The sequence below is a fragment of the Paenibacillus anaericanus genome, assembly GCF_003994475.1.
Lineage (GTDB): Bacteria > Bacillota > Bacilli > Paenibacillales > Paenibacillaceae > Fontibacillus > Fontibacillus anaericanus.
The window spans coordinates 47,979-62,566 of sequence record NZ_RZNY01000029.1 but is presented as its reverse complement, the minus strand read 5'-3'; the positions used below and the strand labels follow the sequence as shown (position 1 = coordinate 62,566).

10 protein-coding genes are annotated in these 14,588 nt (G+C 39.4%); 4 read left to right on the top strand and 6 right to left on the bottom strand.

Annotated elements, in window-relative coordinates; all coding sequences use genetic code 11:
* The first annotated feature begins 135 nt into the window (after positions 1–135).
* The 3 genes from EJP82_RS23365 to EJP82_RS23355 all read left to right on the top strand — a co-directional run bounded on the left by EJP82_RS23365 (position 136) and on the right by EJP82_RS23355 (position 3,200).
* Positions 136–336 (top strand): cold-shock protein, encoded by a 201-nt coding sequence (locus EJP82_RS23365; RefSeq protein ID WP_127194483.1) that lies wholly within the window; start codon positions 136–138, stop codon positions 334–336.
* A 261-nt stretch (positions 337–597) separates the two neighbouring features.
* Positions 598–2,802: an S-layer homology domain-containing protein gene (locus tag EJP82_RS23360; protein ID WP_127194482.1), complete on the top strand. Its 2,205-nt coding sequence runs from the start codon at positions 598–600 to the stop codon at positions 2,800–2,802.
* Positions 2,803–2,981: 179 nt separating this feature from the next.
* Positions 2,982–3,200 (top strand): hypothetical protein, encoded by a 219-nt coding sequence (locus EJP82_RS23355; protein ID WP_127194481.1) that lies wholly within the window; start codon positions 2,982–2,984, stop codon positions 3,198–3,200.
* Between the two features lie 183 nt (positions 3,201–3,383).
* On the opposite strand, the gene EJP82_RS23350 is transcribed toward EJP82_RS23355, so the two are convergent.
* The 6 genes from EJP82_RS23350 to EJP82_RS23325 form a co-directional block, all read right to left on the bottom strand.
* Positions 3,384–5,132: an extracellular solute-binding protein gene (locus EJP82_RS23350; protein ID WP_127194480.1), complete on the bottom strand. Its 1,749-nt coding sequence runs from the start codon at positions 5,130–5,132 to the stop codon at positions 3,384–3,386.
* A 57-nt stretch (positions 5,133–5,189) separates the two neighbouring features.
* On the bottom strand, positions 5,190–6,080 hold the full coding sequence (locus EJP82_RS23345) for a carbohydrate ABC transporter permease (protein ID WP_127194479.1): 891 nt from the start codon (positions 6,078–6,080) through the stop codon (positions 5,190–5,192).
* Between the two features lie 11 nt (positions 6,081–6,091).
* Positions 6,092–7,060 (bottom strand): ABC transporter permease, encoded by a 969-nt coding sequence (locus tag EJP82_RS23340; protein WP_127194478.1) that lies wholly within the window; start codon positions 7,058–7,060, stop codon positions 6,092–6,094.
* A gap of 180 nt (positions 7,061–7,240) precedes the next feature.
* Positions 7,241–8,758 (bottom strand): response regulator, encoded by a 1,518-nt coding sequence (locus EJP82_RS23335; protein ID WP_170220283.1) that lies wholly within the window; start codon positions 8,756–8,758, stop codon positions 7,241–7,243.
* Between the two features lie 13 nt (positions 8,759–8,771).
* Entirely contained in the window at positions 8,772–10,541 is a 1,770-nt protein-coding gene (locus EJP82_RS23330; RefSeq protein ID WP_127194476.1) for a sensor histidine kinase, read from the bottom strand.
* Between the two features lie 11 nt (positions 10,542–10,552).
* A complete protein-coding gene (locus EJP82_RS23325) occupies positions 10,553–11,425 on the bottom strand; it encodes a helix-turn-helix transcriptional regulator (protein WP_170220282.1) in 873 nt (290 codons plus the stop codon).
* Positions 11,426–11,616: 191 nt separating this feature from the next.
* On the opposite strand from EJP82_RS23325, the gene galA reads away from it, so the two are divergent.
* A complete protein-coding gene (galA, locus tag EJP82_RS23320) occupies positions 11,617–14,376 on the top strand; it encodes a beta-galactosidase GalA (RefSeq protein WP_127194474.1) in 2,760 nt (919 codons plus the stop codon).
* Positions 14,377–14,588 lie beyond the last annotated feature (212 nt).

Here is a 14,588-nt window from a genome sequence, read left to right as displayed (position 1 = left end):
ATTGAGATAGAGACCTAAGTAATTCGCATAGCGTAGAGGGTTATTCTAGATTTAATAACCTTGTACCATATGTGAATTTTTTTATTTTTCAAAAGATAAGAATGTCATGTAAATTTTAATTAGGTGGTAATAATTATGGAAACAGGCACAGTGAAATGGTTTAACGGAGAAAAAGGTTTTGGCTTTATCGAAGTTGAAGGCGGTAACGATGTATTCGTACACTTTAGCGCAATCGTTGGAGACGGCTATAAATCTTTGGACGAAGGTCAACGCGTTGAATTTAATATCGTTCAAGGCAACCGCGGTGCACAAGCCGAGAATGTCGTAAAACTATAATTCAGAGCTTAATGCCCCAAACCTAGCGGTTTGGGGCATTTTTATTTTAGGTTTCAGCACCCATTCCCTACATATTATTAGTGAGACCACCTCATAAGGTGGTCTTTTTTGCATTAGCTATAATCTCTATGTAAGCTACTTTACAAATGATTTACATAACTACCGTAATTGATTTTACATAACTCCTTTAAACTATAATGAATGCAAATTTTAGCAACACAGATGATTTGTGCAACTAAGAATAGGGGAGATTACTACATCATGAACAACAAACTGAAATTATTTATGGGCACGTCACTTGCCTTACTAATGCTGTCACAAGCAATGATGACGACTTCCGTATCTGCGGACAATAACTCAACGAACACTGGCAAATGGATGTCGGGTGAGTATCACACGCATACGATCCAATCGAATGATGCGTCAGAACCTTTTTTGAAGCTTGAAAATGTACTCAATACTGCATTTCGTGAAGATTTGAATAGTTTGCCTAAGGAAGCAGTGGCATCATTGAAATATGGTACTCCATTTGATTATCTCGTAGTGACAGACCATCTTCGCAATTCCGCAAGAGATCCAGAAGGTAATGAGAAGGCAACTGCACGCTGGGAGGCTATTGCAGATCAGCAGAACAAGATTGCTGAACTGCAGAAGAGTGGGAAATATGCTGGAAAAATGATCTATACCGGCTTTGAATGGGACATGATGGGACTTGATCATGCCTCGGTTGGTATTATTGATTCGAAAAGTGATGTTGTACCTATAGATGCGATCCATCAGTTTGAATGGTTATACAGCTATGATACTAGTGCAGATAGTTTTACTTCGAATGAAGCTGAGATATGGGGAGAGCGGCCGACTAAGGAAGAGCTGAAACCCGACACAAGCAAAACCTATGAAGCAATTGATTGGTTGAAGAACAATTATCCTGACAGCTTTGTATTACCGAATCATCCGTCCAGGCACAATGGAAGTAACAGCGGAGTGGTAACCATTGAAGACCTTCGCAAGATGAATGATATTGCGCCTAACATTGTCTTCGGTATGGAAGGGATGCCGGGCAATCAGATGGCTGCGAGTGAGAACAGATCCGAACTGGCTGAAATCTATGGCGGAGCAGATGTCATGATCTCGCAGGTCGGTGGCATTTGGGATGCGTTACTGGGTGAGGGAAGACGGTTTTGGAGTTTTACCAACTCGGACTTCCATTTCAAGGTCAGCAGCAACCGGAATTATTCCAGCGGATACTGGCCAAGTGAATACTCCAGAAACTATACATGGGTTGAAGGTGATACCTTCAAGGATGTAGTAGATGGCATGCGTTCGGGTAAATCCTTTTCCGTATATGGTGACCTTATTAATGCATTAGATTTTAAGGCAAGTGGAAACGATCAACAGGCAGGAATGGGCGAGGACCTGCAGATGTCCGTAGGCGACAATACGAACATTACCATTCGATTCAAGAGCCCTGAGTACAACAACTATGCACCGATTTCAGAACATGAAACTACAGTTGATAATAAGGTCAAGGTAGACCATATTGATCTGATCTCCGGTGAGGTTACTGGAAAACTTAATGAGAGCCAATATGCTAGCAATACAACGAATGATACGACGAAAATCGTAAAACGATTCACTGAAGCAGACTGGGGACAACCGGATGCTGAAGGTTATTACACTATTAATTATACAGTGCCGGCAGATACCAATCGTTATTATCGTCTGCGAGGTACTAATCTTGGTGTAGATGTAGATGGCTATACGAAGAACGGTGAACCGCTGAAAGACCAGTCCTTTGACTACGAAGGGACTGCGACTGCGAAAGAGAATGAAGATCGATTTAATTCTATTAATGACCGAAACTACACCAGTATGTGGTTCTATTCCAATCCGATTTTTGTTGAAGTGCCAGATAATGAGCTGGAGATGTCTTTCAGCGACGTGAACAGCCATTGGGCTTCCACTGCGGTCAATAGTGTGGTGAAAGAGGGACTTTTCTCGGGCACCTCGGAAACGAGCTTTAGCCCAGATACGGCGATGTCCCGCAGCATGTTAGTCACAGTTATGCACCGTCTAGCTGGACAACCGAGTGATGGAACTCATCCATTTCAAGATGTTGCAACAGATGCTTATTACAATGATGCTGTAGCATGGGCAAGCACGAACGCCATTGTTAAGGGTGTTGATAGCAAGCGATTTGCTCCAGAACAGTCTATCACGCGCGAACAGCTAGCAGTGATTGTCTATAACTATGCGGAAGTCATGGGAATGGATGTAAGTGCTAAGAATACACTTGCTAATTTTACGGATACTATTAAGATTTCCTCTGGGGCTTCTAAAGCAATGCAATGGGCGGTTGGCTCAGGTCTTCTAGCTGGCAAAGAGGGTAAGGTGCTCGACCCATCGGGTGCGGTAACTCGTGCCGAGGGTGCAACCATCTTACATCGCTTTATAAATAATATTTGATCATAAGGAATTAGGCTTTTTCACCAAAATGTATGCTTGACGGCCTTCCGATTCTTTGCCAAAAGATAGGGTGGAATTCTGCGGAATCTCACCCTATCTTATTTATAAGATTGATCCATGTTACGGGTTGACCTTATACTATATCTTGAATCTTTTTTATTAGATAGGAAGTGAGGACTTTGGCAACCAGCCGTGGATTCGTGGAGCAAGATTATGTTATTGAGCACATCAGACAGACCTTTCAGTGTACGGTTTTATGGTGCGAAGGGCGCGCCTGCCTAGAGTATGGCACCGAGGAGGAGCTATATCATATATCTAAATACATACAAGAGAGTTTTGATAAAGATCTTCTGGATGTATTTTTTACAGCCATTGAAAGCATTCCGCTGGAATCGTAGACTACCCTGAGTTATCGCATAGTTAGCTAATATAATAGGAGAAACACTGCTCATACGGATTTCTCCTATTTATATAGGCTTAGAAAAGTACCCCGTAAGATAGACCTGATTGAGTGTCTACTCTTCGGGGTACTTTTTAGTTTGCGCTTTGACTGTCCTTAAATGTACTTATAACCTTCAATCTTATTTATACTCACCCGTGTATTTAGGAGAAACTAGTTGTATTCCAGTTGCGGATTTAAAATCTTGTACACGTTTATCCTTTGCTGCTTCAATACTTGGTAGTCCCAGTTTATCCATTGTAGTAATAGCTTCTTTGTACAGAGATTCAAACTCTGCATCGTTTTTAGCAAGAAGCATTTTCGGAACGATTTGTGCCCAGTATACTGTAATTTTAGCCTCTGAATTAGCCTCATCTGATCCAGGCTCATAAGCATCAAATAGGTTTCCAGAATCCAATGTGTCATTGCTAAACATATATTTAGATGTACCATAGAACAGATTTTCTTGATATTTTGTTAACTCAGTGGTTTCGACTTCTTTCACATGCTTCAACCACACTTCGTTCGCTAACCACCAAATAGATTCAAAACCCCATTTTTTAGAAGCGGCATTCCAATCGGTATTGAATGCTTCATCAATCTCGGGATTTCGCTTGTACTTGCCATCAGCAGTAACGGTATATGTTTCGCCTTCTTTACCGAAGTTGTTTACGGTTTGTCCATGATCACTGTATAGATATTCAATAAATTGAATTGCACGATCCGCATGTTTAGATTTTTTATTAACAAATGTCAATGTCCAACCTTTATTTAGCGATCTACCATATTGAGGTAATGTCCCTTCATTTGACTTGATGGCATCAATAGTAATGTACTTAGCATTAGGGTCTGCTACATAAAGTTGGGTGACTGGTGAAGTGTAATCAGCATAGCTTCCGATTTTCATAAAGATGGCGCCTTGTGTCATTTTTTCTTCAATTTGATTACGTGCACTTGTGAAGTTCTCTAGAGATAATAGTCCTTCAGAAAATAACTTATTACCAAACTCAAGAACATGTTTGTATTCAGAAGTTCTACGAACGTCAACATATGAACCGTCTTCTGCCTCATATACCGCACCAAATGAACCAGCCAGAACACCAAGAGAATCACTGATGTATTTATCTTTATCATCGAAGTAAAGTGGTAATACGGTCATACCTTTATATTGAATATTAGCCTCTTTAACTTTTTTTAGAGCAGCAATTAAGGAGTCCTCTTGTTGCAAGTCCTCTACTGTTATACCTAGTTGATCCATAATATCTTTTCTTACAATGATTTGACCGTTAGAATGATCGTTGTAAAATGGTTTAACATCGGGATATTCATCCAACATTTCCGGTGATACATAGTAGTTGGGGATAGCATAGACATTGCCATCTTCTTGTGTATACCAATCAACCATGCTCTCAGGCAGAATAGTAGACAGGTAAGGATCATATTGTTCCATTAGCTCATTAAGTGGAGCGACTGTACCACTGCTCATTAGTGTTTGGATTAGTGAAGTACTGTTCCAACGGTCCAAAGAAATGATATCAGGTAGATTACCCGTTGCCATCATCACGTTAAATTCAGAGTTAACATCGTTACCTGCATGAATAAAGTCAACGCTAACCCCTGTTTCTTCAGTTATCAGCTTATCTGCATAGTTATCTTTTGCGTCCCACTTTTTCGAATATCCTGCTACTCCAGTGTACCAAGAGAGAGATACAGGTGAAGTGTTCGATTTCCAACCAGGCTCGCTGGAAGAAAGGGAGCTGTTTGTTGTTTCTGGGGATGAATCGGGTGCATTTGATGCATTATTGCTAGAATTATTTTTGCTAGAGCAGCCTGTCATAATTACGGATAGAGCGAGAACAATGGTCAGTAATCTTGTTGTAGCTTTGTTCATAGTATTTCCCCCTGTTATAAATAGTATAGTCTTATATCATCAAACCTCAATGCATGCCTAGCCTTTTACAGAACCAATAAGCATTCCCTTAATAAAAAACTTCTGTACAAAAGGATAAACAAGCACGATCAGTAGTGATGCAGCAACCATTGCAGCTAACTGTAGAGTAGATGTTGTTACTGTGCTTTGTGCAGCTCCAATTGAACCTGACATATTCGCAAGCAGTAACGCGGCTTCCGTACTTTGAATTAATTTCAAGATATATAGTTGGACCGTTTGCAAGTGATCTCCCAGTGTGAAGACCATGGCATCGTAGTATGAATTCCAATGTCCAACCGCCGTAAACAGAGAAATGGCAGCGATTACAGGCTTTGATAATGGCATAATGATGCGGAAAAATATCTTATATTCACCTGCACCGTCAATTTTTGCGGATTCGATTAATGCTTCTGGTAGCTCAGCGAAATAGGAACGGAATAGAATGACATTCCAGAAACTAAATAACGTCGGAATAATAAATACCAGGAAGTTATTGTATAGTCCTAATGCATTGATCAGGATGAAATACGGAATCAGACCCCCGCTTAAGTACATACTCATAAGCCCAAGTGTGGAGTAGAGGCCTTTAAACTTCAGGTTTTTGCGTGAGAAGGCATAAGCGAACAATGCCGTAAAGATAACATGGGTAATCGTACCAATAACTGTTCTGGATAAAGTAATACCAAAGGATCTAACTAAGGCAGTATCACTGAATAGTGCGCTATAGTTCGCCCATGTAAATTTTCTTGTCCAAAGAAATACTCCCCCCCTTGCGTAGTCGAGACCTTCATTAAATGATCCGATCACGGAGTACCAAAAAGGATATAAAGTGATAATGACTAGTACAGCCATGATTAGACCGTTGAAGATATTGAATATTCTATCTGACCAAGAATTATCTTTAACCATAAGTGTCCCCCCTAAAAGATCCCTTTTCCTGTTATTTTCTTAGCTGAGAAATTCGCAATGTAAAGTAAAAATATCGCAATAACAGTCTTCATTAAACCAACAGCAGTTGCGTATTCCATTCTGAATTGTCGTAGGCCTATTTTGTAAACATAAGTATCGATAACTTCACTAGCATCTATATTCAACGGATTCTGTAGAACAAAGAATTGGTCAAAGCCACTGTTCAGAATATTACTAATGGCGAAGACTAAAAGAATAACGATTGTACCTGAAATAGCTGGTAGTGTAATATGCCAGATTCGGCGGAATCGTGAGGCACCGTCCATGTAAGCTGCTTCAAACATTTCCTGATCAATACCCGCAATCGCTGCAAGATATAGAATGGCGCCCCAGCCTAAATCTTTCACTAATTGGGTAAGAACAGCTAGCAACCAGAAGTAGTCCTGCTCGCCAAGGAAATGGATAGGTTCAGAAATGACACCAAGTGACATCAGCACATAATTCACGACCCCATTACTTGGGGACAGGATGTTAATAATTAATCCTCCAAAAATACTCCAAGAAATAAAGTGTGGAAGATAAGTTACTGTTTGGGTAAGCTTCTTAAAACGTGCAGAAGTTAATTCATTCAGCATGAGCGCGAACAGAATCGTTATGGGGAATGTAATGATTAGCCCTAATAAGTTGATTCCGATTGTATTACGCAACATGTTCCAAAAGTTAATATCTGTAACAAACTCTTTAAAGTTATCTAGACCAACCCATTCTGCTGTAAAAATACCTTTAATACCGGTGATGATACTGTAATCTTTAAAAGCAATAATTACGCCGTAGAGTGGAATAAAGGTAAAAATCAGAATAAATAGAATACCTGGAATGATCATGGATTGTAGTGATAATTGATCACGATTTTTGAATGATCGATTCTTTCGAATCAAATGTTGGTCCACATTTGATATTGAAGCTTTTGAATCTGCCATCTGTCTAACCCCTTTCTCTTATGCTGTACATCTAAATTGTAAGCGCATTATATTTTAGGCGATAGGATTCGGGTTTACGAAAAGGTATCATATTTAATCATTGGTAGATTTACGATGTACTCCAATAGAAAAAACCCCCACATTCGTCATAACGAACGTGAAGGCCAGTATAATATGGAATTATTTCATTATTTTTTGGTAATCCTTTGGGCTGATCCCATAGTAACCTTTAAATACACGAGTGAAATTTTTAGGGTTACTGTATCCCAAGGCTGTTGCAACGTCGTGAACCTTTATATTGATGCCATTTAAAGCTTCTTTAGCATATTCCATCCGTTTCATCGTGACATAATCTTGAAAATTAATACCGGTGCTCTCTTTAAAGATCTTGCTGAAGTAGGTATAACTTACGTTACAGTAGTTGGCGATGACGGCCATATTAATCTCATTTTGTAATTGATCTTGTACATACTTCTTGGCAATTTCAACGATATCGTAGCTTCGAATTAAGCTTTCGCGTGCAGTAATCATTTGTAGCATACAGGTTTTGAGGTATAAGCGTAATTGTTCGCTTTGTTCAAAGGTAGAGAAGTCTTGCTTCTTATTGGGTAGCCAGCCGATCGTTAATAGGATCATATCATAATTATTCCGAATACTTTCAAGAGTACTCTTTCTTAAAAAGTCATCACTGAAATATTTCTGAATAAAGGAGAGTACTTGATCTTTACGGCCCATATCAATAATTTCAACTAAGTTCCTCAAGTCTATAGGTCCGATCTTATTGTCTGTTCTATTTATTATGTCGCCATAAGTCATAATGGATTGTTGGTTTGCGGTAAGTTTATAACACAATACGTCTAACGCACTTTGATAAGCGTACGCTAGGTTCGTTGTTTTCGATACCACTTCACCTACAGCAACTACCATCGATAGTTCAGAATTGTCCGTTAGAAATTGTTGTAGTATTTGCTTAACAGTGATCATATTATGATTCTGCTCATCGAAATTGATCCATATAACGAGATCGTTTTGTCTGTTGTAGAAGGAATATAACTTGATAGAGGGATTGTCCCTATCGGGTGTGATCAGATATTTATCCCAATTCGCGCCTAGTGATTTGGCATTTGATGTAGAGTGAATGAGAGATAAAACAGCTACAGTAGTTGTAGAATAGGGTAAGCTATAGCCTAATTCCTCGAATACACGCTCGAAGGCATGTTCATCATGTTCTCCACTTTGAATCACCCAATTCATACGTCGACTGACTCTTTCCATTTGAGTTAATTTCTTCTCTGACTCTCCCTCTATGTATTGTTGCTCTTCTTGCTGAAGTTCACGGACGGTTTTGTTCAATACTTCTATTAAATCCTCTGAGGGGGCTGGCTTCAGCAAATAATCTCGTACGCCAAGTTTAAAGCTCTCTTTTACACGATGAAAGTCATCATGTCCACTAATCACAATAACTTTATGAGGATGCTTTTCTCCTAATTGCTTAATCATATCAATTCCATCCATAACGGGCATGTTGAGATCCGTTAATATGATCTGTGGCGTTTCCGATACAATAATTGATAGCGCTTCTGCTCCGTCCTTTGCAGTTAATATTTGATCGATATGCTGAATTTGTAAGTAAGTGATGATGTCGCGTAATCCTTCGCGTACCATTTCCTCATCGTCAACGATTAACAGTTTATACATAACGGAATGCCTCTCATTCGTAGGGTAATTTGATCTGTACTTTTGTATACTTATGATCCTTACTTTCAATGGTGATAAAGTAGGACTCCCCATAATATAAACGTAATCGGGAATTGATATTATAGAGTCCAATAGACCGCTCGGGTGTATCCGTGGTTACCTCATCATAATTGAGCGGAGCTCGAAATTGGTCATTTAATGTTCTCATCTTCTCTGCGGTCATGCCCGCACCATCATCAATGATATCAATCCAGACTTGTTGTCCATGCACATAGCAATGGACTTGAATGCACAAGGAATCTTTGGGAACTGACTTTCCGTATTTAATACTATTCTCAACGATAGGTTGAAGTAAGAACTTAATAACGGGGTAGGCTTTTAATTGCTCGGTTACTTCAATATCAAGTTGTATTGTTTTACTACTACTCAAAGATTGAAGGTTGATATATTTTTGAATGAGCTCGATCTCTTCTTTAAGCGTTGTGTGTAGTGTATTATCGCTGAGATTGTATCTTAATATTTTTCCGAAATCGGCTATACGATCTGCCGTGTCAAACATGCGTTCCTTGATTAATTTCATCCGGAAAATATCAAGTGTATTGTAGATGAAATGTGGATTGATTTGGTATTGTAAGGCTTTAATTTGCGCTTCTTTTCTTAATCGTTCTTTCATCACCACTCGGTGAATTAAGTTATTGTTCATTTCGATCAGACCATTAAAGTCTTGCGCAAGTTGACCCAGCTCATCTTGCTTGTTGTCTATAATACGCATGGATGTACTACCGTTAATGACCTTCCTCATAATAGATACGATTCGATTCAGCCTGAGGAAGATCATTTTGAACATGAAGTAACACGTGACAATAAGCAGGAGAACACTAAATACGATGAGCAGTAGTTGGTTTATCGTACTTCTATGAATCGATTGATTGAGTTGTTCAAGGGATACCTTGTACACAAACGTTTGGTTGATCGTATCGAATGTTTTATACAAATATAGATGTTGCTCGTAGATGAAATAGGGCTCCGTCTCTACTAGATGATGTTGCAATACCTCAGATTCAGCCTTTTCATCAATATCTGTCGTTGTAAAAGTAATGCCTTGATCATGATATAAAAATTGTGTGTTGTCCGAAGAGGAAGCATCCTCAACGGTACTTAGCAAGCTATCCTCAGCTACCATAACGGCTACAAGTCCTAACATTTCACGCGCAGGTGAATATAGTTTGCTGAGAAGTGTATATTTGTTGCGGTCTGAGTTCAATGAACTTGGCCCCAGCCCAAGGTCACTCGGAGTAAGCCACATCTGAGTTTCATCCTCTTTCGCAATAAAGGCTTGCAGCTTTTCATTGGACAATTGATTGTTTAGACGCAAAAAGTAGGGCCATGATTCAGGAATATGATCATCAACCATGTAAATTCTCATAGCATAGTCATCTGTCTCCGTAAAAGCGGTTGCATACTTAATAATGGGGATGACACTGTCCAGATATGTACTTAGAAATTCAGCTTCATCTCCTAGGTAAGGATCATTAATGAACTCAATAATCTTATTATTCCTACTAACCATTTCCGTTAAATCATACGCCATATCAATGCGATTATTGATTTCCCCAGAAGCTTGATCAAATGCATGGGACATATTCGTAATAAAATTATCTTGAATATTTTGTGTAGAGATATGGTTGTTCCAAGAAAGAATAAGCGATAGCAGAATAAATGGAATGGTATACATAATAATCATTTTGACCATGATGCTATTTCTCTTAATTTTGAATAACATAGTAGATCTCCTTATGTAAATGAAATAGGATCAGGAATGTTATGTATATAGGTAGCTCTAAATTTTCCTGGTGTTAACCCAAATTGCTTTTTAAAAATACGGATAAAATAGCTAGTTTCCATTCCTAGTCGATTAGATATTTCTTGAATGGAATCGTCAGGATTATTCTCTAGCCAAGTTGCTGCCTGTTGCAAGCGAATACGTTGTAAATAAGCATGAGGATTGATCCCGTAGGCTTCACGAAAAATCCGCTGAAAATGTTGTACAGAGTAACCTACAGCATGAGCAATATTGGCGATTAGTAAGTTCTCATCATAATGTTGCTTCATATATTGAATGGCAAGCTGTAATGCGTCTTGCGAAATATTCGACTGATTTGGCAGAAGTGGATTCTTGTTACGAACGATTTGTTCTGAGAATAGAATCAGAAATTCATATAACTGTACAGATAGTTGCCCCTCAATATTAGCGGAATCTAATGCACTTGCTTGCCATATCGTTGTTAGTTTATTTTCTAACTTAGTAACGGAGGAATGATCTAGCGGGATACTTCTCATCAGTGGTATATTACAACCTTTAATGATGTCTTCCGCTGTTGTTCCATGAATGCCGATAAATCCTAGTAGCCAAGGCTGGTCGGAACTAGAAAAGTATTCATGACCGACTTTGGCAGGTAATAGTAATGCGTGATAGGGAGCTAATACGAGTTCCTTATTATTTTGAAAGTGAAATGTACCATATCCACCAAAGTTAATAAAACATTGCAATGTAGGATATCCCATAGGCCTATATTGATAGTTTTGATCATGTAAGCCACAACTGTATAACGCTAGAGGTAGTTGATATGAAGACTGATTTGGAAACAATCGGAAGGGTAATAACATTGCTTTCTCCAGTCCAAAATGTGACATGAAAATATAGTTTACTACTATAGTCTTAAACCTATTGAGGTAAAAGAACAATAGTAAAGTTGTGAAATGTTCATTTTATACTATTTTTCCTCCGCTTTTGTACTAACTGCTCATAACTGAACTTTCTTAGAATAGGGATATCATACTAAGAAGGGTTTGAGGACATGAGAGAAAGACTAAGTATGGATAAAGATTGGCAATTTCATTTAGGTGATGCGGTACTGTTGAATGATAATAGCCATGATGCGGTGTATGGGAATGCTAAAGCAGGCGGAAGTAGAGGGGCTGCGAGCATCGAATGGAATGATAACGAGTGGGAAACGGTGCAATTACCGCATGATTGGTCCTATAAGCAGCCATTTGATCGTGAAAATGGGGTTGCTGACTTCGGGTATAACACTCGTGGGATGGGCTGGTATCGTAAAAAATTCAAATTAGATCCTGCCGATAATGGAAAGCAGTTGTTATTAGAATTTGATGGCATTGCCACACATGCCACGGTCTATTTTAATGGCAGTATACTGGAAAGAAATTTCTGTGGATATACGAGCTTTGTTATTGATGTTACAGATCGTGCTTATTTTGGTGATCGACCGAATTTACTAGTAGTGAAAGTAGATGCAACAGTATCAGAGGGTTGGTGGTATGAAGGTGCAGGCATTTATCGACATGTATGGTTAACAAAGAAAGCACCTGTTCATATTGCTGATCGTGGAGTATGGGTTAATCCTATAAAACAAAGTAATGCCAAGTGGTTAACGAATGTAGAAACAACGATTAAGAATGAATCCGAAGAGATAGCAGCATATCAGCTTATTTCTCGTATTGAAGATGCGAATGGAGAAATAGTAGCAGAACAACGTACGGAAGGATCCAGTGAAGCGGGGAAATCCGTAGTGGTTAAGCAGGACCTTCCAATCGAGCATCCTGTATTATGGGATGTGGATGACCCTACTTTATACAAGCTACATTCCATTGTTACGATCAATGGGCAAGAAGTGGATAGTGTAGTTACGAATTATGGATATCGTACCATTCGCATTTGTCCGGATACAGGTTTCTACTTAAATGAACGACCTCTTAAAATCAAAGGTACATGTAACCATCAGGACCACGCAGGAGTAGGCGTTGCACTTCCAGATGGAATTCAAGAATATCGTATTGGGCGATTGAAAGAAATGGGAAGTAATGCGTATCGATGTGCACATCATAATCCAACCCCAGAATTATTGGATGCTTGTGACAGGCTTGGTATGTTAGTGATGGACGAGAATAGAAACTTTGATAGTTCACGTGAAGGATTACTTCAACTTGAAAATATGGTTACGCGTGACCGCAATCATCCATCCGTTGTCTTCTACAGTCTATTTAACGAAGAACCACTTCAAGGAACACCAATTGGACGGAAGATGGTAAAACGTATGATGCGCGCGGTTAGAAAATTAGATTCCACCAGACCTATTTTGGGTGCCATGAATGGTGGGGTTATGGAAGATGAAGGAACGGTTGATGTTACGGATATTGCAGGATTTAACTATATGAACGGTGGTTATGACAAGTTCAAAGAGAAACATCCTAATCAGCCGATTATTGGTTCTGAGACGGTGAGCTCCTTTGCAACTCGCAGTAATTATATTAGTGATACTGAACAACAAGTATTTGAGAGTTATGATCGTGAGAAAGCAAGTTGGGGGAATACGGTTAGAGAATCTTGGAAAGCGATTAACACTCGTGATTTTGTAATGGGGACTTTTGTATGGACTGGTTTTGATTATCGAGGGGAACCTACGCCATATGAATGGCCGAGTGTGAGCACTCATTTTGGGATATTAGATACATGTGGATTTGCTAAAGATCCGTATTACCTGTATCAAGCTTTCTGGCTAGATGAGCCTGTATTGCATATTGTGGCACATTGGAATTGGCGTGGCAAAGAAGGTCAAACCGTTAAGGTCATGACGCACACGAATTGCGATGAAGTCGCATTATATTTGAATGATGTATTTGTTGATCGACAAACCATTGATATTTATGAGCAACATGAATGGGATGTTGTATATGAACCAGGTACGTTAAAGATGGAAGGATATAAGGATGGTCAGTTAGTAAAAGTGTCGGAGATTACGACAACGGATGAAGCCCATACTTTGCGTATTGAGACTCAGAAACCATTTTTGCTAGGTGATGGAAGAGATGCAATGGCGGTTAACATCTATGCGGTGGATGCAGAAGGTAGATTTGTTCCTACGAATCAAAGTAAAGTATCCTTCTCCATGAACGGGAGTGGACAAATTCTGGGTGTAGGCAATGGAAATCCGAATTGTCATGAGCCTGATAATGCTATGGAACGCAGCCTATTTAACGGATGCTGTCAGCTGATTGTCCAGAGTAAAGTGGGACAAGAGGATATCGAATTAACAGTTCAAGGCGAAGGATTGCAGTCTGTGTCGTATGTAATCCCTGTCAACGCAGCTGAAGAAATGCCTTTTGTGCCATCTATAAGTGAACGTTATATTAATAACTGGCTTGTCACGCAAGAGCCTACAGCTGAACGTCCAGATCCAAATGTGACGATCCATCCGACTGACATGAATTCATGGGAAAAGGTCGATGTAAGCTTTGGTGCACTTCAAATGCTACGTGGGGTGAATGGTTATGTGATCTATCGCAACCGTATACCTATGTCAGCGCAAGAAAAATCAAGTAATCCATATATTTGGTTCCATTCTATTAGTGGTGATATCGAGATTTATATTGATGGTAAACTACATTTGAAGAAATTCATTCCTTGGTCAGTAGACTTAGAGGTTCCACTTCAGGGAGTTGAACTTGATGATCAGGTAACCATCTCTGTATTAATCGGAATTAAACCTGATATGTATAGCCATGGAATTAATGGGTCTGTGTCGATTCGCATGAAATAGAATACGGAAATACGAAGAGGGTGTCCCAAAAGCCATATGGCTGCTGGGGCACCCTCTTTTTGTCTTAGTTGATTGTTTGAGCGGACGTTATTCATATTCCATACATTATGGGAAAACGTTGCTCTCTTTATTGCGAACCATCAACCAAACCTCAACATACAATGAGTCAGAATGAGGGCACCGGCCTATGCTTTTTATGTAAGTTATGCAAG